The organism is Legionella nigrisilvae, assembly GCF_977063395.2.
Genome location: NZ_CDRUGZ020000043.1, coordinates 15,815 through 37,891, shown reverse-complemented (window position 1 = coordinate 37,891; position 22,077 = coordinate 15,815). Strand labels below are relative to the sequence as shown.

Below are 22,077 nucleotides of genomic sequence, written 5' to 3'. Positions count from 1 at the left end.
TTAAAATACGACGACACTCTGCTAAAACTCTCTGATGGAGACTCAACTCTCATTCCGTCCTGGAGGTGCATTATCTTCTGAGTACTGCTCCACGACCGCCAACTAACGCATGTATTATTCACTCGGTATGTTCAACTTTCAAAAATTTTATTGGTTTTGACTATACTTAAACGCAGAGAATAAGAACAAACTCCGATTTGTTTGGATTTTAGAGGTTCGAATGAAAGAATATTTGCATCATAACCATTTGTGTCAAATTAATTATGCAGAAGGACCTAATAATGGTATGCCTTTGTTATTGCTACATGGTGCCACCCGTCAGTGGCAAGCGTTTGCGTCCATTACTCTTGAGCTATGTGCTTGTTTTCATATCTACGCTCCGGATTTTCGCGGTCATGGCAAATCACAAAAAATAACCGGTCATTACTTTTTAGAGGATTATTTGACGGATATTCAATTTTTTATTCAAGAAGTGATAAAAGAACCTGCCATAATAATTGGACATTCATTAGGTGCAATGATTGGGGGCATGCTTGCCGCAACCCAACCCTCTCTTGTGAAAGCTCTTGTTCTTATGGATCCTCCTTTAAATTTAAGCGCTCTTCGTCAATTAACCCTAGGCTTTAGGGAGCAAATAAATTTTATTATTCAAGCACTTCGATTAAGCAAACTAGGATTACCCATCGATCAATTTATTCCAGAACAAGTAAGACATTGTGATCCTGAAATGCTTTTAGCAATGATTGATCAATTCGATGAGGTTTTTAAACAATACAAGGTAGAACGTTTGTTTAAACAAATAAAAAATCCAACATTGTTACTGTATGGTAATTCTGCCCATGGAAGTTTAGTAGAACTTGAAGATGTTCGAAAATTACTGGATATTAAACCGGATTTACTTCCTATCCAAATTCCTAACGCAGGGCATTCTCCCATTCGCCAAGATAAAAAAGCTACTTTAAATGCGATCATGCAGTTTATAGAGAAAGAGCGTTTAAAAATTTATTAATATTATTACGGTACAGAGTACGAAAATATTAATTTATATCCAAGTTTAAGAATAAATTCATTTGTAAAATCATAAAGTCCTATTCTGATAATCAAAATTTGTGTTATGGATTCTTAATATACACTTAATTTATATATTGTACTATGTAAGCTCTTTAATTATTCAAAGGGTGTTTAATGTTATCAAGGTATGACGGTCGATTCTTTGTGGCAACAATTGAACTAAAAGAAAGAATAAAATCAAAACAGGAAGTAAGCCCAAATGATTTTACTATAATAGCTTATTCGAGTTCAGGTACCGATGAACAGTCTATCTCGTTATTAGAACAAACAATGGCTGCCTTCCCCAAAGAAATGGTCAGAAATTTAGTATGTTTACATCCCGGACGGCTTATTGAGCATGAGATACTTGCCCAGTTACAAGCAACCATTAAATTGGATAAACATGTTGATGACGAAATGGATACATTCGGACACGCCTTCACCAAAGTGCAAAAAGAAATAGCAGGAGAAGTGTATGACCGAATTGTTTTTAAGATCACTTTAATGCATGATAATCTTCAGATGGATATTATAAATTTATTCAATGACTTAATAAAAGGAAAGTTAAAAGAAACTTATCCTTTTTCGCCTGAGGAATTCGAAAATTTAAAATTTTATTATTCGTCCATTTCAGGAAAAGAGACTTGGGAAAAAGATAAAGAACTACTTAAGGCGATCTACATTCAACGAGCCATGGCATCGATTTATACTCAGAGAGCCCGAGCTATAATAGAACCTATGGTAACAGGAGCTATTAACGAACTTTGTGATCATGGTGATTTTGAACCTTTAGAATATGTTAAAAAAGAACAAGCTATAGCTCTGTTTACAACTGGAGGAGTTGCCTCGGGGAAAGGAAGTTGCCTTAAACTCGTTTCAAAAGTTATTGAAAAATATGAACCACCTATTGAATGGAATCAATTGGTACATCACAATGCGGATAGACTTAAGCCTTTTCTGCAAAAACCAGAAGTCGATCCTCTGAGATACTCTCAATTTACCTACGAAGAAGCCTTATTGGTTAAAGAAAGAGTTATGCAAATTATTGCCAAAAAGAGCAATGAATTGGAAGGAAAAAGATTTCCTTGTTTTCTTCATGATCAAACCAAATTAAAACCGGATGAACTCCGAGAAGCGAATCAGCGATATGGTGAGGTAGATATTGTTGCGATTTCCACTGATGTAGCCGCTGCAATCGGACGAGCACATGGTCGTGGCAAAGACACTCAACGATACGAGCATACAGAGGGTCTTCTCGGATCACATCAAGCAGTTCCTGGGGAAATGATGAAGTCATTAAACCAAGAGGAGTTAATTGGTTCTAATGTATCTGTGGCGATGTTCGATAATAATAGTACTACAAGAGAGTTGACCCTGTTTGCTTCAATTAATATGAGTATGAAAGAGATTATTATTTATAATGATGAGATGATGTACAATTGGATTAAGAAAGAAAATATTAATTCTAAAGCAAAACCAGGGGAATCTTTATATTTAGAAAGGCCAGTTCGTTCAATTGAGGAATATTTCGGTCCATTGATTGAGAAAGGTTTTGAACTGGAGTTCCCAAAGGATGAATCAACTCTGGCTTTTAAAGTATAAGTTACCTATAGCTGACTAAGTCTAATGTCATAATTTATTCACAAGGAGTTAACATGATGTCGAAAAAAGCGAATGGTGCAAAAAAATCTAGTGAGGCACCAAAAAAATGGTCTTTTTTAGATAAGTCCAAACAGGTTTTGGATGAAGAAAAAAACTTAAAGAACTCAGAAAAAGAAACCGTTAAGGATAAAGAGGAAGGCATCAAAAACTCAGATAATATGGTTGAAGCGGAGCCAGATATCAATCAGTTTTTTAAACATACATAAGATTGATTTTAAGTAAAATGGCTGCGTTTTATTTGAAAAAAAATTTGTCCTACTCTTTAGGATAGCTGTATTTACTAATTGAAGATTATTTTGCCGTATTTCAATCTGCATAATATGTTTTCTTATAATCGGGTGCATTTAAGCTTTTGTAAAGCATGATATGTAAAATAATTTGCCAATTTAGTCTAATATTTAAGTGTGCATATGAACACAAAATCAATGGGCTATTAACTGATTAAAGATAGAATTGGTAATGATTATGGTTGAAACTGAAACATCTGATATCGCATTGACTTATGAGGAACTTACAAAGTTCTTAGAATCTATGTTTGAAGGTTCTCACTTAGCCGAGAAAATGGAAGATTTTGGACACTGTAATGGATTTTCGAGCTTATTCATGAATGCTATGCGTCAGGGAGAGAAGGGTAGAACAGATTTTTACCGGCGAGTTGAAATCATTAGAGAATTACTTAAGATAAAGAAGCAAGCCTCCTCAACCACTTCTTTAAATACAGCCTCTAACCACATGCAGGAAGTTATTCAAGAAATTGTATCGTCTCTAGCACAGCCCAACAGCCAACAATCTTCTTTTTTTAAAAATGATGATCTGCCTATCCTTAACGATTTAAGTTCATTTGCCCAGGAACTCGTGGTTTATCATGATCCTGCGTCGTTTCCTGTTTTGTTTGAGGGTTCTCCCAAAGAGCCCGTGGGTCAAGTAGCTGAACTGGTTTATCCTTTAATGTACACTCCAAAGGAATATAAAAAGTGTAGCGTCGAAAAGTTTTCGGTTGGTATTTATAGTAAAACAGAATTTTTTAAATACTTTGAACAACTTCATAATGTATTAGAAATAAAGCCAAAACAAGAAGATGAATTACCTAATCCTGCAGTTTCCTTTTTAATGGGGACTACTACGCATTCAATTAGTATTGGATATGAAACAACAACCAAAAAATGGTTTATATCCAACAGCGAGGACATAAAAAAGGAATACTTATTAGAGGGAACAACTAATACTCAAAAGCTGGCAGAATGGGTTTTCAACGCTTTAGTAAGGAAGGATGTAGATCAATATATTGCTTTCTCCTCCACACTATTTGCGGATACAACACGAGGCGAAGTAATAAAGGAAACCCTTAAAAAAGATCCTGTTTGGCAGGCTATTCATGATCCAACAAGGAAAGATTGCATTAATTACGTTAGTTATAATGACGTAAGATTAATTCATATCCTCGTTGCAGAGGCAGACTTAAGCATTATCGCAAACTATCTTGATTCTGTAAAAAACCAGGCTACAAGCAACCCCCTTTTTTTTAATATGCCCAATTATTTGGAGCAAATACTAAACGCTCAGGATAGATTTGGATACACACCCTTAATGTTCGCTATTGATAAAGCAGATCTCAAGCGAGTTGAATTACTGCTTCAATATAATCCTAATTTAAATATAAAAAATAAAAACAATGAACCTGAAGGCCAAACAGCATTGGAATTAGCTCAACATAATTTAAAGCAATATCTTGAAAGTGGTGGAACCAATAAGCAAGTCATAGAGTCGTACTCAAAAATAATAGACGTTTTAGAAAATCACCTAAAACTTGACACTATAAGCATAAAAAATTGAATCGAAGGTCACTGTTTTAGGAGAGTTACAAGTGGCCACTAACTAAATCATGCTTTAAATGATGCATGGAGCATATCCGCATTGCAAATTGGATTAAACACAGGGGAATATTTTTCATTTTGCAAAAAATCCGTTATCGAAGATTGTATGCTTTTTGGCTGTTCCTTAGTGAGTTGCTCTTTAATGTAGTGTTCGATTTCTTCGTAATTTTCGATTGGCTTTTTTATCCAGGGTTTCACTTTATCTTTGGGTATTACAAAGTTGAGTATGAGCTTATTTCGGCTGGTCTGGGTATCTAAACATATGGTTAAATAATATTTCTTTTGATTAGCTGAATATCTAGCTAGATAGTCACCTGGGTTAGTAAGTAAACGTTTTGCATCTTCCAAATTAATATTGCCGTGATATAACGGAGCTTTCATCTCCTTTTCAATTTCTTTATTTATTTTGAAGAACGATGCTGCTTGGGAATAATTCCAAAACTTGGATTCACTATGTTCACTGGTGCTTTCATTTAAGTGTTGTTTGAGCACATTCCCATAAAATAATAATGCACGGGCAAGCATCATGGCCGTGTAAACTCTAGATAATTGTTCAGAGAATCCTGCACTACAAGCTCCATGCTCAATAATTTCATTTAGCTGAGAACATATAGGGGCTCCTAGGTTTCTCAAATTAACAAAATTAGAATCAGCAAATCTATTTAATGCCTTCATGAGGCTCGACTCTTTGGGAGTAGATACTTGATAGTCTTCTTCCAAGAAGGTGTGAAATAAAAATACTGCAAATTCAAATTCATGAAATTCGGAGGTGTTTTCTGCAAATGCCCATCTGTAGTGAAGGTGAATAGTTTTAGCTTTTGTTAAAATGTTTCTAAACAGATTGCAAAACACTTCATTGAATAATAGGACATCTTTTACGGAAGAACCTAGAGTTTTACTCATTTTATCCATACAACGTTCATATACGTTAGGAAACCTGGAAAATATACGCAGCATTTCATCTTCTGAAAAACATTCAATCCACTGCAAGCTATGCTTTGTAATTTCTTTGCTGCCGATATAGTCATCTAACAAGCCCGTTTCATCAAGACGGGCTAGAAGCATCGCTTCCGAGTAAGTCATATTATCAGAAGTAATGAGGGTTCTAGGGCTCTGCTGCTTTTCTTTTTCCTTTCCAGGATTTTGGCTTTCAATTTTCTTTTTCATATATACTATCGTTTACTTGCAAGGGCGCGAGTCAGATTTTCTGTAAATTTTGACCACTTTTATCTCAAATTAGAAAAATTTTTTATGTATTTAAAGAAACTTGTCTATTGTCTTCAAAGTTCGCATCAGAGTGAGATAATAAGGCTAATTCATTTTTCAAATGGATAAGTTTTATTATGCTTGATTTGGTCTCATAAAATGGCTGGGCTGCTGTCCTAAAAAATCCAGGGTAGGCGGTAAAGGACACTACGTAACCAACAAGATTAAGGGCTGATTTTAAAAAATCCACCGCAAGCTCCCATCCTGTCCTATTATCATTAATTAATTTAATTGCATCATCCACGTTTCTGAAAAAATTAATTAATATATCCTCTGTTTTCTGTTTCGATAGTGTTTGGTCATCACCGAAGAGTTGGAGATGAGCATTTATGAAGGGTTCTAACCCATCAGATATTTCCTTGAACTTGCAGTATATTACTGCCTTTGTTACGACATAATGGGGTAGTTCTGGTTTCTCTGTAAACCGTCCCGAATATACGAGCTCATCAATTAAATCCTGGTTTTTTTGGCATAGCTGCTCCCTGTAGACATTGAGTTCTGCTCTCATCTCATCTAATATTTTTTCCTGCCGCTCGCTTTCGGCAAGAAAACTCCGATCAATTTCTGCTTTCTTTTTTAATAGTTCTATTCTAAACATAGCCATATGTAGTTTCCAAAAATTTAATTCATCTTTAAACCATCATGAGTAACCTCTCATACAGTTCAACTTAAATAACATGCCAATTAAGTAGCTGAATTTGCTAAGGTACTGGATGTTGATTAGCTTCATTGCATATCCTAATCACTTAAAAATTAAAATTAAAATGAATAAATTGTATAGGAGGTATACAATTTTTTTATGAGGTTGGCTAACCAATATGATTGTTAGGTTGAGGAATTAAATTAAAGCAAAAGCTGACATGAAGAGATACCACTTAAATTAAACTTAGATCAGACTCAATTAGATAGAATTGCCACAGTGGAAAAATTATTTAAAGAAGAGAAATAGTTTTATTATTTAGAGCGGATAACAAGATGGATAGCCGGTCATAATGATGTATGTCAAAAGATGGAGGTAGTTTGTTATTCAGGGGTAGGGTAGAGATTTCATTTGCTAGTTCTCCATTTATCACCGTTAATTTTTTCTGGGTGGAATTAATCACGAAACTGGCGTTATATAAGCGAGTTAGCATACGGACTTTGCGTTTTGTCTCTGCTGCTCGAATTAAGATGCGTGCAATTTTTCTAGCGATTCGTTCCTCCAATACTGACTCATCTTCGAGATTTTTCTTTTTTTCGGTAGCCCACCATTTTTGAAAAGAACCCTTTCCATGAATGGCCTCAAATTGTTTTAAGAGTTGATATCCAATAAGAAAAGATGTTCTCATTGTCAATTGTTCCATATCCTTACTCTTTATAGCGTGCATGGCGCAAAAAATTCGCCAGGCGCTTTTTAATTGTACCGGACTAATGTACTCCTCTCGATATTCTATAGCTGCTTGCGTTTTAAGCGCATGAAGTAATTCCATTAATACCATTAAGGAATCATGGGGCTTATAAGGGCCGTTAAAGAACGTATTATCTTTACTTTCTGTAAAGGCTGTGAAGTCGTAATTATAAAAAATAAGTTTTCGGTTGTCTGATTTTAATAAAATATTATAGGGTGGTTCCCATTTTTTTATTTCATCGGACTCGAGTAGTGCCGCTTCTAGTGCAGTGTCACATTCTGTCGTTTCGATATCCCATACTTGGGCTAACATTTCTAGTTTGCGTCGGTCTCTATTTTTAACGCCACGAAAGTACGAATTGACTCGTGCTTTTAAAGAGGTTGCTTTCCCGATGTATAATATTGTTTTGTCTTGGGCAAGCATGTGGTAAATACCAGGTTTGGTGGAAAGGTTAAGTCGCTCTAATCGTTCGATGTTGTATTCATACTGCAATTCACTTTGAGTGGGGTGTTTCATGTTGAGCCAAGCTTCTAAGCTGGCATAACAACCTACATTTGCTGCAAGGAGTTTTGATTGAAGATGTTGCCAGACATGAATGGTCATGGATACGTGAGAATAAATTTCATTTTTAGGAGTATTAGGCCATTTTAAAAAACCCGCCACTGCCTTTAAGTTATGACTTGGAAGGTGTGGTAATAGGCGTTTTGCAATTTTTTGAGAACAGATTAAATTAAAATTTAACTCAGCTTGACCATGGTCTAGATAAAATTGCTTTAAAAAACTTTTTTCAAACTGAGCATAATGCGCAATGATGATGGGCTCCGGCCCTACTTCCCCTAAAACACGCTGCAATGATTCAAACACCAGCTGGGGTTCCGCGCTGTCTTGCAGTTCGCTCTCAGTTAAATGAAGCATCCTTTTAATTTTAGGTGGGATGATCGCTTCGTGTGGAAGCTTTAATGTCCATTTTTCAATGTGAAGATCATTAAATGAGCGAGGATCTACAATGCTCCAACCAATTTGCAAAAGATGACCGGTATTCGGGTGCATACCAGTCGTCTGGCAATCCAGGATAAGAATTTGTTTTTGTGATAATTCAGTCATCAGCGCACAGTTCCTTATGGTTTCCCTGAATGATTTAACGGTCCGATATCTTCATCTCTCCAAAAGGATTGCACCTCTTTAATAATTGATGTTGAGACGAGCTCTTGCGGACTTTGCGCATACCAATCCTTGGGCATGCACTGACTATAGGTGGGTTGTAAAAAGCGATTATCCATTAAGACGATCAAACCTTTATCGGTCTCAGATCGTATGACCCTTCCTGCTGCCTGAATGGCTTTGGCCATTGCAGGATAGGTGTATGCGTATTCTTGGCCTTCTTGATAATGAGTCTCATAATAGTGCTTCATTTGTTCTCGCTCCCAATCAAAGGAGGGAAGAGGAGGACCTATGATAAAGGCTCCTATGGCTAAATCACCCACATAATCAATGCCTTCAGCAAACATTCCTCCTTGTACGGCGAAAAATAAATGATTTTTACCCTTGTGATGCAATTGTTTTAATAGATGTTTTGTTTCTTTGGTCTCCATTCGTCGTTCCTGACGTAAAAGGGTAAATTGCGAAGTGGTGGGCATTTGTGAATAAATTTGCTCTAAAAATTCAAAACTTGGAAAAAACACAAAATAATTGCCAAGTTGTAATTCTGAAAGGCGAAGGATGACCTCAATAATTTTAGGAGTATTTGATTTTCGGTCTCGATATTTAGTCGATACTTGCGGAATGAGTAATAGTTTACGTTTAGTAGATGAAAAAGGAGAAGAAAACTCTTCAGTATGCAAGAATGATTTGTTTAATCCAATAAGTTGGCTGTAATAATCAAAAGGTTTTAATGTAGCTGAAAAACCAATGATTTGATGAAAATGACAGTAATGCTCTTTCAAAAAACTCGATGCATCACAACAACTAATTTTTAATGCATGGCGTTTGGGATTAAACGAAATAAAGAACTCATCACGTCCTTCGTTCACAAATTCCAGTGCTGCAGTAAAATCAGACCAATAATTGACTAATTTTAAGATAGGGTCGTCTGTTTCGATTATTAAATCCGTCTCTAAGTAATCAGTAAGCAACTGGTTCAGTCGTTCCTCTTGTTGTTTAAATAGTTCTTCAGGTACTTTAGTAATATGGGGTTCATACACATTTGGTAAGGCACATCCATCAATGATGGTGACGCATTGATTAATGATATCGGTAAGTTTTTTTTGAAAAGGGTGAGGGTATCTATCCAATGCATTTAAATAATACTCAAAAAATTGTACTTCAAGAGCAGGTGAAAAATAATCCATACCCCGGCTGGGTAAATTGTGCACTTCATCAATGACTAGGTTCGGCTTTTCTTCTTCGCCTAGTTGCAACCCGACTACGCGATCGGGGGTATGAGTAGAAGAAAAAACGTAATTGTAGTCACCAATTACCACATCAGCATAGGGTATACTTCCCATTTGCAGCTCATAAGGACACGCTTGGTAGGTTTTTGCGAGTTCTTTAAAAAAAAGTGAGTCTAGGTTTTGTTGTTTTTTAATTTGCTGCATTAACTTGTGTTCTGTACATTTTGTAAAATGATTTTCTGCAAATTCACACTGCTTACTGGTACAAACAGGCTCATTTTTCATGCATATCTTTTTTTTGGAAGTGAGAATTAATGAGGTGAATGCTGCACCTTTTTCTTGAAGAAGTTCAACTGCATTAAGTGCAATTTGATGCTGTGAGTTTTTAGGTGTGAGATAAAATGTTTTTTGTCCTCGATGTAAAGATTCTTTCAAAGTAGGATATAAAATGGCCATGGATTTACCAAGGCCCGTTGGAGCTTGAATCAACATAGGTTTTTTTGCTTTCATTGAAGAGTCTACTGATTCCATTAACTCTTTTTGATGCGGCCTAGGTTGTTCAAATGGAAAAATAAGTTTAGTGCTCTGCTTTATACGTTGTTTTATCCGTTTTTTCGATTCTTTGATTTCTCGAATCAATTCATCTAATCGGTGATTCAACCACTGTTCAAAAGCATCTTTATTAAAGTCTAAAACAAGAGAAGTGTTTTTTTTGTTTCGCAACGAAAGAATTAATAAATTAAGTTGGGGTGTGTTTTTTGTTTGTAACCAGTGAATGTAGCCATAGACTTGCAGTTGTAGCCAATAAGGGTGGGTAAAATAGTTTTCCGACAGTATATCAATTAACTTCTGAGGCTCAAACGCGGTTTTAATTTCTTCAATTCTTGGATTTTCTTCATGATAAATGCCATCTATTCGCCCGGAAATGTAAAAGCGGTAACGTTTATAAGAAAGCAGGTGCGATATACTTACTTCTGCCGTGTAATTGGGATGTCTCTTTAGTTGTTGAAGTTGAAAATTTTGATGCGCTTTTACTGCAAGTTTGGAGGTCAATCCAAAACCTGAATAGGTATCAATACTTCCCACGCGAGGAGAGGGAAGGGCTAAATCAATAACGGATAAATTGTAAGTCTTCATTACCACATAGGAAATTGATGCACCACCAACAGTGATGAGAGAGCTTAGTCATTAGAGTAAGCGGCATGATAACATAGAGCAAATAAAATGGCTCTTTTTTATACTTTAGATTCATCACTTTCATGTGTGCAGTAAACGCCCATTGCTTTAGCACTTATTTGGAAAGTTTTTTTCCCATAATAATCTATTATTAAAGATATTAAGATAATTTAGTTATTGTTACATCTACTTATATAATTATCAGGGAGCAGCTATGGAAAAATTTGAAGGAAGATTGGCGTGTGTGATTCAGGCGGATGGCACTATTGCACGGGGTTATATGATTGATACATGTGAATTTAACGGTATCAATGAATATATTATAACCTGGAAACTGCCTTTGCAGGGTGGGGGAGTAAAGACAAACTTCTCTGGAACTATAGGTAGCGTTCTTGATGAGCCAGTATCTCCGGGGTTAATTACCGTCTCTTTGATGCAAAATGCATCACAAATGCGGGTAAATACCTTTGAACCTAATGGTAAGCCCGCAGCTCGCCCTTTTCATATTGCATGCTTTCGTGATTAAAATGCCGGCTCTCAAAAATCCACTGGCTATTTTGGTTTGCTTTAAAACCAGTGGATAGAGCTAGGTGAACAACGAATGAATATGCTGATTTGAGCAAGCATCCTTGCACGTATTCCAAGAGCTTCGAAAAGATAAAATCACCCAGTGAACTGAACAAATATGAGAAAAATAGCTATATAGAATAAATAGACTGTTAAATAATGTATTTAAAATAAGGATATTTCATGCAAGATTTTATTAAACCGGCCCTTTTTAATGCTCAATTCATAAGAAATTTAGGCTATACGACCTATCAGGGTGCCGAAGTTGGGGAATGTCTTGCGATAGCAAATCAAATAGTATCTGGCTGTAAGGATAGCTGGTATGACCGTTGGGCCGACTTTGGTGATCGCAATTATAGTATGGGTGAAACTTACCGTAAGCAGGGGTTGCATCTGGATGCGAAATTGGCTTTTCTAAGAGCGTGTACTTATTATCGGGCTGCGTTTTTTTTCCTTGAAGATGAACCTTCCGATCCCAGGATAGAACAAGCATTGCAATACAGTATTAGTGCTTTTCATGAAGCCCTTGAATTTTTCGAAACTCCTGTAGAAAAAGTAAAAATTCCTTTTGAAAATATTACATTACCTGGTTATCTATATCTTAATTCTCTTTCAAATCATCCTAAACCCATCCTCATTGATACAGGCGGAGGTGATAGTACGAAAGAAGAATCATATTTTAGTACGGCAGCAGAAGCATTAAAGCGCGGTTTTCATTGTTTGAGTTTTGAAGGACCAGGACAGGGTAGTATGCTGCGATTTAATAAAATACCGTTTATCCCGGATTGGGAACGAGTTGTTGAAAAAGTTGTTGATTTTGTCATTAAACGTCCTGAAATCGATCACACAAAGATTTTTTTGATTGGTCGAAGCTTTGGTGGTTATCTTGCTGCTCGCGCTGTAACCAAAGAAAAACGAATCGCAGCATGTATTGTAGATCCAGGGATATTTGATGCAAGTGGTCCCCTCGAAACTAAATTTAATTCTGTTAAGGAAAAAATCCCTGGCTTAAAGGATGCCCCTTTAGAACACGTTTTAACGGAACTTATGAAAACAGATGAAAATTTAAAATTCATGATAGAAAGTCGAAAATGGCGATTTGCTGCTAAAACAGTTGGAGAAATGCTCGATAAAACTCGTGCTTATACTCTGCATGGATTAGTAAAGAACATCCAATGCCCCATGCTGGTTTGTGATAATACCTTAGAATATATTACCTTAGGCGAGGCAAAAAAACTTTATGATGAATTACAATGTACAAAGGAATACATTCTTTTCAATGACAAAGAAGGTACTGGCGGCCATTGCGAACCGCTTGCACCGAGAATATTTAGCGCAAAAATCTATTCTTGGTTAAGTACGTTATAAATTTTTTCATGAAGGTACGAAGAATGCATCAAACCAAATTATGATGAGACTGTTTGGTGGGTAGGGTAAAGAAATGGTTATTTTAAGTGTGTGTGCAAAAAGGGTAGGAATTATTCGTTGTGGGAGTAGGGTTGATATTAATACTTTTTCGGTCATTATAATTTGTAAAACAGTATTACAAATATCAAGAAGTTTGATAAAGCCTCAATAAAGGAATGCAAAATGGACTTAATACTGAGAAATTGGCTTGGATTAATATGCGCTTTTTTGTTGGTTACTAATGGTTTTGCGCAGACTTCTGCAACTCCAATTATATGCGATCAAGACTATGCGCTATGTACTTCTGCTCGCTGTATTCCCACCCCAGGGAGCTCGACCAATGCAATTTGCGATTGTGTAGTCGAAAAAGGTAAAAGTGTAGGCTATAAAACATGTAAAGAGAGAAAGCCTGTTCAAGATAAATACAAAGTGACATCACTCATTTCAACATTTTCATTTGAGCAATTTGCAACTAAAAGTTCAATGAATTGCCCAGAAGGTTCACCCTGGACAAATTGTGTTGATATGTTGTGCACAGTTGATCCGCAAAATTCAAAACGTGCTTTATGTAACTGTACGATAGAGTGGACTCAACCGTTTGTTACTTTTGGCGGTGATTGTAATACAAATACCTGCGCTACCGGTTTTTGGTCTGGGGCTACTAAAGCAGATGGCATCATTCTTCGTAAAGCATTAATGCAAAAAGCGCATTCGAAACCAAAGAAAAAACCCATGATTTGCCCTGCTCAATCATCAGAAGCAAATTAATGATAAAATCATGACTACTATAGATATACTAAAAGTTTTGATCAGTCAGCATACATCTGAGGTTTTGAGTCATTTACCTCTGAATGATATTGTAGAACAATTGAGCATAACGTCACGGAAATTCAAAAAACTCGATAATAAATTATTTGATTGGAGTATTTATGAAAACGATTAGTAAAAGAGATCAACATAATATCACCCCAGACCAAGCAATTGATTTGCTGCGAAAGGGTAATCAACGGTTTATTCAAAACTTGCGATTTAATCGAAATTTACTTCAACAAGTTAATGAAACAGCTGATGGGCAATACCCTTTCGCCACAATTTTAAGTTGTATTGATTCACGAACACCAGCAGAATTAATCTTTGACCAAGGACTAGGAGATATTTTTAGTATTCGAATTGCTGGTAATATTGTGAATGATGATATTATTGGTAGTTTAGAATTTGCATGCAAAGCAGCTGGATCTAAATTAATTGTAGTACTAGGCCATACCAATTGTGGTGCAATAAAAGGGGCTTGTGATGAAGCTAATTTGGGGTATTTGACTCAGCTTTTAGAAAAAATAAAACCTGCAATCCACCAGGAAAAAACATTTAAAGAAAATCGAAACGGAAGTAACCTCCCTTATGTCAATGAAGTTGCCAAAATTAATATCAAAAATAGCATTAAAAATATTCTAAATAAAAGTAGTATTATAAAGGAACTAAAGGATCAAAGAACCATTAAAATAATTGGCGGTTTATACGATGTTTCCTCTGGCGAGGTCAAATTTTTTGATGAGTAAAATTGAGTTGGATCCTGCATTTATTTGCTTTTAATAAGAAATGATATTATGTCCCTTAGTCATGACAATTAGTTCATGATTGCTTATCCAAAAAACTTCCATTTTTTGATATCCATTTAGGAGATTTATATGAAAAAGAAACTACTTCCTATTTTAATTTCTGCTCCTCTTATGACTATGGTATCAGCAGGAGCCATAGCTGTTGAGGCTAAACAAAATAATCAAGTTCAAAAAAGTAATCAACAAGCAACTTTGGATCCCTTCGATAATGATCCTTTTTTTCAATCACCAAATGATATTTTGAAACAAATGGAGCAAATGCAACGAGCTATGGATCAATTTATGAAAAGTCAATTTTCACAAATGCAACATAACTTGGCGAATCAATCCAATCAAATTCCATTTGGTAGTACAAATACTATTGAAATTAGAGAAAGTAAAAATGAGATTACTTATAAAATAAAATTACCAAAAGATGCTGATAGTAAAGTCGATGTTTCTGTCAAAGAGGGACAATTGATAGTGAGCTCCAATGTAACGCAAAAAATTACGAGTGAACAAAATAATAGCAAAAGTGTAAGTTATTCTCAGAGTAATTACAGTCAAGCATTTCAATTACCGAAGGGTTATGATCCAACTTCGATGACCACAAAAATGAAAGATTCAAATTTGATTGTTACTTTCAAAAAATCAATTGCGACATCTTCTATACTCTAAAAAATGAATGAGCTGAAACTCTTTAGTAACGCCAGTTTTTGCGGCGTTACTCCAGTCATTTCATTTCTATGAATTTATGAGTAAATTGGTAAGGGTCAATAGAAATTATTTTAGATTTAGTAAAAAAAATTTCTGTGTGATCAGCCTACTGAAAAATAAAAAAGGAACATAATATTGTTCTTGACTATCCCTCATTTCGTGAAGGACTAACAATGTATGGAGAAAAAATTTTGAACAAAACAAACGGAATTAAATTGATTATTTGGATTTTATCTTTTGAATTGATAGGTTTCTTTTTAGGTTTATTAACCCAAGCAAATATTTATTCTTGGTATGACAGGCTCCATAAATCAACTCTAACTCCTCCAGGGTGGGTTTTTTCCGTCGTTTGGTCCATATTATATGCATTTCTTGCCATTGTTGGGTTTAAGTTATGGCAAAATCGCAGCAAACCTCAAATTAAAATAGTAATGCCTCTATACATAATACAACTCATCATGAATTGGCTATGGACCCCAATTTTTTTTCAACTGCATTGGATAGGGTTTAGTTTTTTATGGATACTCGTAATGATTAGTTTGAATGCAATCATTATCTTAAAAATTAAAGATACGGAAAGAGGGAGTGCTCTATTATTGACTCCTTATTTCTTATGGCTTATTTTTGCGAGCTACCTTAATGGAATGATATGGATTCTCAATACACTGGCCTAGACGAGCTGAATTCATATAAGCAAACCTCTTGCGTTTAACCTTTGATTCGCTTAAATCTGCTTTCTTTACATTGCTTTAAAAGCAAGGGTGAGAGATGTTAGAAAAATATACGCATAGTTGTAATTCTATTTATTCTACGGGGGAATAGTTAACGAGAATTTATATACTTTGTACTTCACAAGTAATTTTTGTGCATCCCGACAGTGAGCAGATGCTTCAGTTTTTGCCATTTTTCATCAGCTTTTTTATCGGAATTTACTGGAATTATTGCTTACATTTGTTGTGCAAATCAATGAATGAAGCCCTGTTTTTGCTGCAGCCGCACCCATACTTCAAGACTGCAGTGATAACAAAAAACGAGCAACAATTAAATCTAAAATTGTTTTCATGATTGATTCTTTTCTAAAATAAAAACCAACCTATACACGACCAAGCAAATATAATATTAAAAAAATTATTAAAATAGTCCCTATAATACCTGAGGGTGCATAGCCCCACTCTCTACTATGCCCCCATGTTGGCAAGGCACCAATTAAAATGAGTATTAAAACCACAAGTAATATTGTACTAAGCATTTTGTTTCTCCTTGAAATTTACATGCTTATATCAACTGTAGCATATAAAGGCAGTAAACGCTGCGGAAGGGGGGGATTTTGCTGTATCAGTTAATCTTCAGCCTCAACTTTATTAGAAGCTACTTCAGGTAATATTTCCCTCACTTCTGCAATGTTTGATCGATCTTAGGAAAATACTATCGGTTTTACCTAATGAGGCTAATCTCCACGCAAAGATATGAAGAATCAAATAGTAGTCTAGAATTAATTAAAGCTTGTTTAAGTTAATAACATCAATGCATCGTTAATACTAGGAGTAATAAAATGAAGAAAATGGAATGTTCTAAGATCACCTGTCTCTGGACGCTTCGTTTTGAAGTATTAGGCGTTATTCTATTAGCTATCGCAACTGGTTTAACCATATCTACTCACAGTAGTCTTGGCATAGTCGCATTATTTGCTGCAGGAGTTGTTTTATGTCTGTTTAATAAGCTGTGCTGTTATGTTTGCCCATCAAAACACGTATCTTGTCCAGTTTGTGACATACCTCATTCTTATCACTCAGAAGAATTTGAACAAACACCGGAGGAAGAGAGTGAAGCAAAACAAGCCATGGATAATGAGGGGGGAAATCAAGCTAATAGGGCAAAATAATCTATTCATAGAAAAAAAGGGCTTCGAATTGCAGCGAAATATCTAATTTTTCTAGAGCATAGTGAGAGCGGATCACCTATATCTAGAACACTCTATAGGAAGTATCACCTTTCATTTTGATAAACATGGGTAAATAAATAACACCAACCGACCTAAATGCGAGCAATAATCAGCTATAATTTACTAAGGTGGTTGTAGTTTAATGATTAAATTGAAAATACAGTTTCTGGTTAACAAACAAGGAGTATAAAATGCCTATTGGAATTTTGTTTTGGGTTCTGATGCTCATTTGGTTACTTTTCGGATTATATTGGCATCGAAATGAGTTTTCTGGTGGCAACTATGGTATCGTCGGTGGCAATATAATGTTATTCATTTTATTAGCCATAATAGGTTGGAAAGTTTTTGGCCCCATCCTTCATTAATCTTGCTCCAAGAGTTCAGTGTTGAGATACGACTATAAAATATGCCCCTATCAAAAAGGGTTTTGTAATCCTTAGTGGAGAGGCGTGCTTTTATCTTTCATATTTAAGATACTCCGCAGGTACTCGATAGATTTTTTCGTGACTCTAAAAATCAATGGTACTTCATACTACCTATTTTCGAGTTAGTGTAAATATCTCACTTAATCAGTATTACACTCTCAATAAATTCGCGATAGATTAATTAATCTGCTAGTCTAGAATTATGTGTTGTAACAATATGGAGATAATCATGACTCAGGACCACTCACACAATTGGATGGCAGGTGAACTGCAAAAACCATTTCAAGAAATGCTGGATCTTAATGTTAAAACATTACAAGGTATAAAATATTTAACGTTTGAAGATATGTCCTCTATGAAACAGCCTGGGGAATTACTAGATAAACAGGTTCAACTCATGATTGAAAATAGTCATTTGATTCTAGATTATGTAGGACAATCATTTCAACTTTTAGAGGATGCTCTTTTATCACATTCTAAACAAATTAAAGAAAATACAATTCAATCAATTAAAAGCTCAAGAATTGAGCCGTCAAAAAATCGAAAGTTTAGCTCTGAAATGAAGAAAACGGTGAAACCTTCGGCGCAGAAGAAAACTGCAAATAAAAATAAAATTACTGCTACTAAGAATACTTTGATGAAATCAAAAAATAAAACTGCATCCACCCGTGCACCAGTACCGAATAGAGTGAAGTCGGAACAAAAAGCAACGAAGATTACACCTAAACAGGATGGATCTGCTCCTATGACAGCTTTACCTGAGAACAAGAAAAATATACCCGCGCGCAAAACAATGCTGTCAGAGAGTAAGAAGGATATCTCAATACAAAAACCCATCATTTCGAACGAGAGCCCAAAAGATTTGCCGGTGCTCACTAAGGCTGTTTCTGATAAAAAGGAAGGTAAGCTTAAAAAAAGGATGACTAAATTAGAGCGTAAGATGGGAATGCCAGAACCAAAAACTGGTTTATTAAACCAGATGAGTATACCGGATGACTCAACGATTAATCTACCGGATATACAGCTCAGTACATTTGAGCATCACCCAATCCACTCTGAGCATCCATTAGCTGAACAGGAAGGTAAGGGAAAAAATCCTTTTAAAAAGTAAATGAATAAGACTTCTCACTGGCCTGTGGAAAATAAATGTTAGGGAAGCAGATGTTCATTTGCCTCGGAGAAACCCAACTTTCTACTTCGAGGGTTTCTCCGACGAACTCGCCAATCGATGACGAAACTAAGAAACTGGGTTATGTAGCTATATTATAGTTAAGCCAAAAATGCAGGCTACTCCCCAAAACAACGAAAACATGAAAGACTTCATGATATCCAAAAATTCTAGGAAAGGGATCCGGCCACTTAAAAGCATAGATCAAAGCACCTAGAGTATAGGTAACCCCTCCTATTACTAACAACTGGATATTGGTTGGGTCTAGCGAAGATTTAATTTCGGGAAAATAGAGAACTCCAATCCAACCCATAATAATATAAAGGAACGCTCTAAACCATTTCGGTACGTGAGGCCATAGGGTCGTTATTAACATTCCAAATAGTGCAACCAGCCAAAGTATGGAGAGAAGATGCAATCCTGATGCTTTATTTAACTTAAGTAGACAAATGGGAGTTGCTGTTCCTGCGATTAAAACAAAAATAGCAGCATGATCAATCCGTCTTAGTAATAAATATTTTTGCCGACTCCACAGGCGGGTATGATAAAGTGCGCTCACACCATACTGCCCAATAAGGCTTCCACTATAAATTATACTGGCATAAATGGCGTAGACCCCATTACTGTAAAGGATTAGTATAGTGCATGCATAAAGGGTGATAAAAAATGCTGCTAGATGTATATACCCACGTGCCAGAGGTCTCATACTTAATGGTCTTCAACTTATTTAAATTCTTAAGCAAGGGATTGCCGAATAGAGATTACCCAAACTTTTTCATTTTCATTTGGAATATAGATTATGCCTGCTTTGCTACATAAATGTCTAGGTGGCTAAGATGCTGATACTTCTGCTGTGGATATTTTTCCAATCATAGCCACATTAATTTCTTTTTAATAATTTCTACTAATACTAGATAGAGTAGTGTTGCGCCTGTAAGAAAAAGAAAATTGAAAGAAGGGAAATAATCTACGCCAACACTGAAAATTATTATCGTATTGATAATGCCAGCATTGATCATATTTCCAGTAAAAGCTGATAATAAAGCTGCTACAACCAAAAAATAACTAGAGGGTTAGTCGAATTAGAAATCGATTCAATGATAACTGAGCGGAAAAGTTTGCGACCTAGAACATTTTTACCCTATAAAATTTGTCTTTTCTGGGCATCTACATTGGTGAGACCTTGTGCTGAGTTATCTTATTTAGAACTTGGTCATTATCGAGAGCCACCAAAAGCAACTTGCTTCTGTCCAAAAATGCCCTTTAGTTATTCTTGCCAATAGAAAATTCGTGTTAGAGATTTTTCCTTTCATGACTATTCATTTTAGATGACAAGTTTATTAAGTTTACGGTATAAAATCTCTATTATAAAACATACATCATTAGGGTATCAGATGGACAATATGGCTAAAAAAGCAACTCTTTATCGAATGGTAATGCCTAAACACACATGCCCTTACGGTTTGAAATCGAAGTTCCTACTAAATTCGCAAGGATATAGCGTTGAAGACAATTGGCTGACTAGTCGTGAGCAAGTAGATGCATTTAAAGAAGAGCATCACGTGAAAACCACTCCCCAAACTTTTATCAATGGTAAACGAATTGGTGGATATGATGATTTACGTCGATATTTCGGCAAAAAAGTACAAGATCCTAAGGAGAAGACTTATCGCCCTGTAATGGTTCTTTTCACAGTAACCGCATTAATGTCACTTGCGACAAGTTATACTGTTTTTGGTACTATATTTACAATGCATTCTGTAAGTTGGTTTATTTCCTTCAGCATGACAATTCTTGCGCTTCTGAAGCTTCAAAATGTTGAAGGTTTCTCAACTATGTTTTTGAATTACGACATTTTGGCCAAGCGATGGGTACCTTATAGCTATATTTACCCTTTTGCAGAAGCATTGGCGGGAATATTAATGATTTCAGGTGCCTTATATTGGATTTCAATTCCAGTTGCTTTGTTTATTGGAACAATAGGAGCTATTTCCGTGTTTAAAGCAGTATATATTGAAAAACGGGAATTAAAATGTGCTTGCGTGGGTGGTGACAGTAATGTTCCTTTGGGATTTGTTTCACTAACAGAAAACTTAATGATGATAGGGATGGCTATAGCAATGGGAGGAAGTTTCATAATATAGGAGTAAATATTTTAGTGACATTTTAATACTCAATAGTAGGCCATCCTAGTTTTTTGTAATGTAAAACTGAAATTGAAAAATCAATCCTAAAACACTTTTTGAAATTGTCTCGGTTTTTCCATTGGCTGCACAGGACGTTCAGATGTAATTGCAATAGCCGTGTCTTTAATCACCGTAGGAAAAGACCTAATTTTATTTGACAGGCTAATTTTTTTTCTTTAATTTTTTTCCCCGCATCCTCTTGTGCTTGCTTTTAACTGCTGAGTTTGCAGATTGTTGCTTATGCTTAATTCTATTAACATCTGGTTGATCTTTGACTGTATTTCTATGCTTATGAAATATAAAGGCAATATTAAGAAAAATGATTCTGTTCGTTAAAACAATTGAACTAGACAAAAATTTAGACGATAGTTTCCCTAGCATTGAATAAATTCGAGAAAATCATTTTGTTCTAGAATAATGCGTCATAGATAGTAAATAATAGAAAGAAGAGACATATAACATGAGATACAGTATGGCTCTTCTATGCACACACTAAATTTTATATACGCGGACATAAAATTCTGGGAACACCGTATAAGTGAAGTAGTATAAGTAGGGAATATAGATATTGTGGATACGCATCCTAATAAAAAAATTTTGTGTATGCTATTTCATAAAACTCCGAGGATGATGAATTTATCGACTTTTTGGTCTTTAATGTTTGGCGTTTGTATTTATTTTTTGTCCTATCAGGCTTTTGGAGATAATGAACGCGATTTCAATAATAAATTAGAGCATTTAGTAAGTTGGTTATGGGGTACCCCCGTGCCCTCTCAGGTCAATTTTTTCCCTATAGGGACTCATTTTCTTCATACCAACAGAGTTAATAATAAGCAATGGCTTGTAGGAGGTGTCTATCGAGGTATCGCGGCGGGGACCTTTATAAATTCATTTAATCGGCGCGTTTTTTATCAGGGGTTTAACCGACAAATTTATAGAAATAATCTTTTTAATTTGAGCTACTTGTTCGGTGTTATGGAAGGATATGGTAATGAATTTAAAAATTACTTCGGCCCCATCTTAGGCCATGATCCAGGGCCATTAGTGGCGTTGAAACTCGACTTACGCTTGTCGGAACATTTATCGATTGACATTACAACTTATGGCGTAGGTATTCTCGGTGGGATTAGCTATATTTTTTGAATTATACAATGAATTTTTATATCATCTTAATTAAGAATTTCATGTATATATCAAAAAATCAATTTGCACCCAGGCTTTTTTTGAGCCACACTTTGGCATTTTGGAGATTATTGAATAACGA

22 protein-coding genes are annotated in these 22,077 nt (G+C 35.5%); 16 read left to right on the top strand and 6 right to left on the bottom strand.

The annotated features are described in order from the left end of the window. Positions 1 to 220: 220 nt before the first annotated feature. The 4 genes from ACWTE2_RS30655 to ACWTE2_RS30640 all read left to right on the top strand — a co-directional run bounded on the left by ACWTE2_RS30655 (position 221) and on the right by ACWTE2_RS30640 (position 4,545). The gene (locus tag ACWTE2_RS30655; protein ID WP_454785737.1) at positions 221 to 1,009 is read left to right on the top strand and encodes an alpha/beta fold hydrolase; all 789 of its coding nucleotides are present in this window, start codon (positions 221 to 223) and stop codon (positions 1,007 to 1,009) included. Positions 1,010 to 1,185: 176 nt separating this feature from the next. Further along, positions 1,186 to 2,652 carry a hypothetical protein gene (locus tag ACWTE2_RS30650; protein ID WP_454785736.1) on the top strand — a complete coding sequence of 489 codons (1,467 nt, stop codon included), beginning with the start codon at positions 1,186 to 1,188 and terminating at the stop codon, positions 2,650 to 2,652. Between the two features lie 53 nt (positions 2,653 to 2,705). Further along, positions 2,706 to 2,918: a hypothetical protein gene (locus tag ACWTE2_RS30645; protein ID WP_454785735.1), complete on the top strand. Its 213-nt coding sequence runs from the start codon at positions 2,706 to 2,708 to the stop codon at positions 2,916 to 2,918. A 259-nt stretch (positions 2,919 to 3,177) separates the two neighbouring features. Next, entirely contained in the window at positions 3,178 to 4,545 is a 1,368-nt protein-coding gene (locus ACWTE2_RS30640) for an ankyrin repeat domain-containing protein (protein WP_454785734.1), read from the top strand. Between the two features lie 47 nt (positions 4,546 to 4,592). On the opposite strand, the gene ACWTE2_RS30635 is transcribed toward ACWTE2_RS30640, so the two are convergent. The 4 genes from ACWTE2_RS30635 to ACWTE2_RS30620 all read right to left on the bottom strand — a co-directional run bounded on the left by ACWTE2_RS30635 (position 4,593) and on the right by ACWTE2_RS30620 (position 10,767). Continuing rightward, the gene (locus tag ACWTE2_RS30635) at positions 4,593 to 5,753 is read right to left on the bottom strand and encodes an SH2 domain-containing protein (RefSeq protein ID WP_454785733.1); all 1,161 of its coding nucleotides are present in this window, start codon (positions 5,751 to 5,753) and stop codon (positions 4,593 to 4,595) included. Positions 5,754 to 5,835: 82 nt separating this feature from the next. Then, a complete protein-coding gene (locus ACWTE2_RS30630) occupies positions 5,836 to 6,456 on the bottom strand; it encodes a hypothetical protein (RefSeq protein ID WP_454785732.1) in 621 nt (206 codons plus the stop codon). Positions 6,457 to 6,784: 328 nt separating this feature from the next. Continuing rightward, complete coding sequence (locus ACWTE2_RS30625) at positions 6,785 to 8,344, bottom strand: GIY-YIG nuclease family protein (protein ID WP_454785731.1); 1,560 nt, start codon at positions 8,342 to 8,344, stop codon at positions 6,785 to 6,787. A 14-nt stretch (positions 8,345 to 8,358) separates the two neighbouring features. After that, the gene (locus ACWTE2_RS30620; RefSeq protein ID WP_454785730.1) at positions 8,359 to 10,767 is read right to left on the bottom strand and encodes an ATP-dependent DNA helicase; all 2,409 of its coding nucleotides are present in this window, start codon (positions 10,765 to 10,767) and stop codon (positions 8,359 to 8,361) included. Between the two features lie 253 nt (positions 10,768 to 11,020). On the opposite strand from ACWTE2_RS30620, the gene ACWTE2_RS30615 reads away from it, so the two are divergent. The 7 genes from ACWTE2_RS30615 to ACWTE2_RS30585 all read left to right on the top strand — a co-directional run bounded on the left by ACWTE2_RS30615 (position 11,021) and on the right by ACWTE2_RS30585 (position 15,766). Next, positions 11,021 to 11,332, top strand: coding sequence for a hypothetical protein (locus tag ACWTE2_RS30615; protein ID WP_182393489.1), 312 nt, complete (start codon positions 11,021 to 11,023; stop codon positions 11,330 to 11,332). A 224-nt stretch (positions 11,333 to 11,556) separates the two neighbouring features. After that, complete coding sequence (locus ACWTE2_RS30610; RefSeq protein WP_454785729.1) at positions 11,557 to 12,741, top strand: alpha/beta hydrolase family protein; 1,185 nt, start codon at positions 11,557 to 11,559, stop codon at positions 12,739 to 12,741. A gap of 222 nt (positions 12,742 to 12,963) precedes the next feature. Further along, complete coding sequence (locus ACWTE2_RS30605) at positions 12,964 to 13,548, top strand: hypothetical protein (protein WP_454785728.1); 585 nt, start codon at positions 12,964 to 12,966, stop codon at positions 13,546 to 13,548. A gap of 10 nt (positions 13,549 to 13,558) precedes the next feature. Then, entirely contained in the window at positions 13,559 to 13,723 is a 165-nt protein-coding gene (locus ACWTE2_RS30600) for a hypothetical protein (protein ID WP_454785727.1), read from the top strand. Next, entirely contained in the window at positions 13,710 to 14,336 is a 627-nt protein-coding gene (locus tag ACWTE2_RS30595; RefSeq protein ID WP_454785726.1) for a carbonic anhydrase family protein, read from the top strand. Before ACWTE2_RS30600 ends, ACWTE2_RS30595 begins: the two co-directional genes overlap by 14 nt. Positions 14,337 to 14,465: 129 nt before the next feature. After that, positions 14,466 to 15,053: an Hsp20/alpha crystallin family protein gene (locus tag ACWTE2_RS30590; protein WP_454785725.1), complete on the top strand. Its 588-nt coding sequence runs from the start codon at positions 14,466 to 14,468 to the stop codon at positions 15,051 to 15,053. Between the two features lie 230 nt (positions 15,054 to 15,283). Further along, on the top strand, positions 15,284 to 15,766 hold the full coding sequence (locus tag ACWTE2_RS30585; RefSeq protein WP_483099549.1) for a TspO/MBR family protein: 483 nt from the start codon (positions 15,284 to 15,286) through the stop codon (positions 15,764 to 15,766). 419 nt (positions 15,767 to 16,185) lie between these two features. On the opposite strand, the gene ACWTE2_RS30580 is transcribed toward ACWTE2_RS30585, so the two are convergent. Then, positions 16,186 to 16,341 carry a DUF3309 family protein gene (locus ACWTE2_RS30580; RefSeq protein ID WP_182393494.1) on the bottom strand — a complete coding sequence of 52 codons (156 nt, stop codon included), beginning with the start codon at positions 16,339 to 16,341 and terminating at the stop codon, positions 16,186 to 16,188. Positions 16,342 to 16,644: 303 nt separating this feature from the next. Here ACWTE2_RS30580 and ACWTE2_RS30575 point away from each other — a divergent pair, with 303 nt between their 5' ends. From ACWTE2_RS30575 to ACWTE2_RS30565, 3 genes are all read left to right on the top strand, one after another. Next, positions 16,645 to 16,974, top strand: a complete 330-nt coding sequence (locus ACWTE2_RS30575) for a hypothetical protein (RefSeq protein WP_182393495.1) — start codon at positions 16,645 to 16,647, stop codon at positions 16,972 to 16,974. A 251-nt stretch (positions 16,975 to 17,225) separates the two neighbouring features. After that, positions 17,226 to 17,399, top strand: a complete 174-nt coding sequence (locus ACWTE2_RS30570) for a hypothetical protein (RefSeq protein WP_454785723.1) — start codon at positions 17,226 to 17,228, stop codon at positions 17,397 to 17,399. A gap of 289 nt (positions 17,400 to 17,688) precedes the next feature. Beyond that, entirely contained in the window at positions 17,689 to 18,570 is an 882-nt protein-coding gene (locus ACWTE2_RS30565) for a hypothetical protein (protein ID WP_454785722.1), read from the top strand. Positions 18,571 to 18,709: 139 nt separating this feature from the next. Here ACWTE2_RS30565 and trhA read toward each other — a convergent pair whose 3' ends face one another. Further along, positions 18,710 to 19,333: a PAQR family membrane homeostasis protein TrhA gene (gene trhA / locus ACWTE2_RS30560; RefSeq protein ID WP_454785721.1), complete on the bottom strand. Its 624-nt coding sequence runs from the start codon at positions 19,331 to 19,333 to the stop codon at positions 18,710 to 18,712. Positions 19,334 to 20,030: 697 nt separating this feature from the next. Between trhA and ACWTE2_RS30555 the strand changes: the two genes are divergently transcribed. Together ACWTE2_RS30555 and ACWTE2_RS30550 are read left to right on the top strand one after the other, a co-directional pair. Further along, positions 20,031 to 20,771: a MauE/DoxX family redox-associated membrane protein gene (locus ACWTE2_RS30555; RefSeq protein ID WP_454785720.1), complete on the top strand. Its 741-nt coding sequence runs from the start codon at positions 20,031 to 20,033 to the stop codon at positions 20,769 to 20,771. A 612-nt stretch (positions 20,772 to 21,383) separates the two neighbouring features. After that, on the top strand, positions 21,384 to 21,956 hold the full coding sequence (locus ACWTE2_RS30550) for a hypothetical protein (protein WP_454785719.1): 573 nt from the start codon (positions 21,384 to 21,386) through the stop codon (positions 21,954 to 21,956). Positions 21,957 to 22,077 lie beyond the last annotated feature (121 nt).

Coding starts and splice junctions, on each gene's coding strand:
- ACWTE2_RS30655 (WP_454785737.1), top strand. CDS start 221: ATGAAAGAATATTTGCATCATAACCATTTGTGTCAAATTAATTATGCA.
- ACWTE2_RS30650 (WP_454785736.1), top strand. CDS start 1,186: ATGTTATCAAGGTATGACGGTCGATTCTTTGTGGCAACAATTGAACTA.
- ACWTE2_RS30645 (WP_454785735.1), top strand. CDS start 2,706: ATGATGTCGAAAAAAGCGAATGGTGCAAAAAAATCTAGTGAGGCACCA.
- ACWTE2_RS30640 (WP_454785734.1), top strand. CDS start 3,178: ATGGTTGAAACTGAAACATCTGATATCGCATTGACTTATGAGGAACTT.
- ACWTE2_RS30635 (WP_454785733.1), bottom strand. CDS start 5,753: ATGAAAAAGAAAATTGAAAGCCAAAATCCTGGAAAGGAAAAAGAAAAG.
- ACWTE2_RS30630 (WP_454785732.1), bottom strand. CDS start 6,456: ATGGCTATGTTTAGAATAGAACTATTAAAAAAGAAAGCAGAAATTGAT.
- ACWTE2_RS30625 (WP_454785731.1), bottom strand. CDS start 8,344: ATGACTGAATTATCACAAAAACAAATTCTTATCCTGGATTGCCAGACG.
- ACWTE2_RS30620 (WP_454785730.1), bottom strand. CDS start 10,767: ATGAAGACTTACAATTTATCCGTTATTGATTTAGCCCTTCCCTCTCCT.
- ACWTE2_RS30615 (WP_182393489.1), top strand. CDS start 11,021: ATGGAAAAATTTGAAGGAAGATTGGCGTGTGTGATTCAGGCGGATGGC.
- ACWTE2_RS30610 (WP_454785729.1), top strand. CDS start 11,557: ATGCAAGATTTTATTAAACCGGCCCTTTTTAATGCTCAATTCATAAGA.
- ACWTE2_RS30605 (WP_454785728.1), top strand. CDS start 12,964: ATGGACTTAATACTGAGAAATTGGCTTGGATTAATATGCGCTTTTTTG.
- ACWTE2_RS30600 (WP_454785727.1), top strand. CDS start 13,559: ATGACTACTATAGATATACTAAAAGTTTTGATCAGTCAGCATACATCT.
- ACWTE2_RS30595 (WP_454785726.1), top strand. CDS start 13,710: ATGAAAACGATTAGTAAAAGAGATCAACATAATATCACCCCAGACCAA.
- ACWTE2_RS30590 (WP_454785725.1), top strand. CDS start 14,466: ATGAAAAAGAAACTACTTCCTATTTTAATTTCTGCTCCTCTTATGACT.
- ACWTE2_RS30580 (WP_182393494.1), bottom strand. CDS start 16,341: ATGCTTAGTACAATATTACTTGTGGTTTTAATACTCATTTTAATTGGT.
- ACWTE2_RS30575 (WP_182393495.1), top strand. CDS start 16,645: ATGAAGAAAATGGAATGTTCTAAGATCACCTGTCTCTGGACGCTTCGT.
- ACWTE2_RS30570 (WP_454785723.1), top strand. CDS start 17,226: ATGCCTATTGGAATTTTGTTTTGGGTTCTGATGCTCATTTGGTTACTT.
- ACWTE2_RS30565 (WP_454785722.1), top strand. CDS start 17,689: ATGACTCAGGACCACTCACACAATTGGATGGCAGGTGAACTGCAAAAA.
- trhA (WP_454785721.1), bottom strand. CDS start 19,333: ATGAGACCTCTGGCACGTGGGTATATACATCTAGCAGCATTTTTTATC.
- ACWTE2_RS30555 (WP_454785720.1), top strand. CDS start 20,031: ATGGCTAAAAAAGCAACTCTTTATCGAATGGTAATGCCTAAACACACA.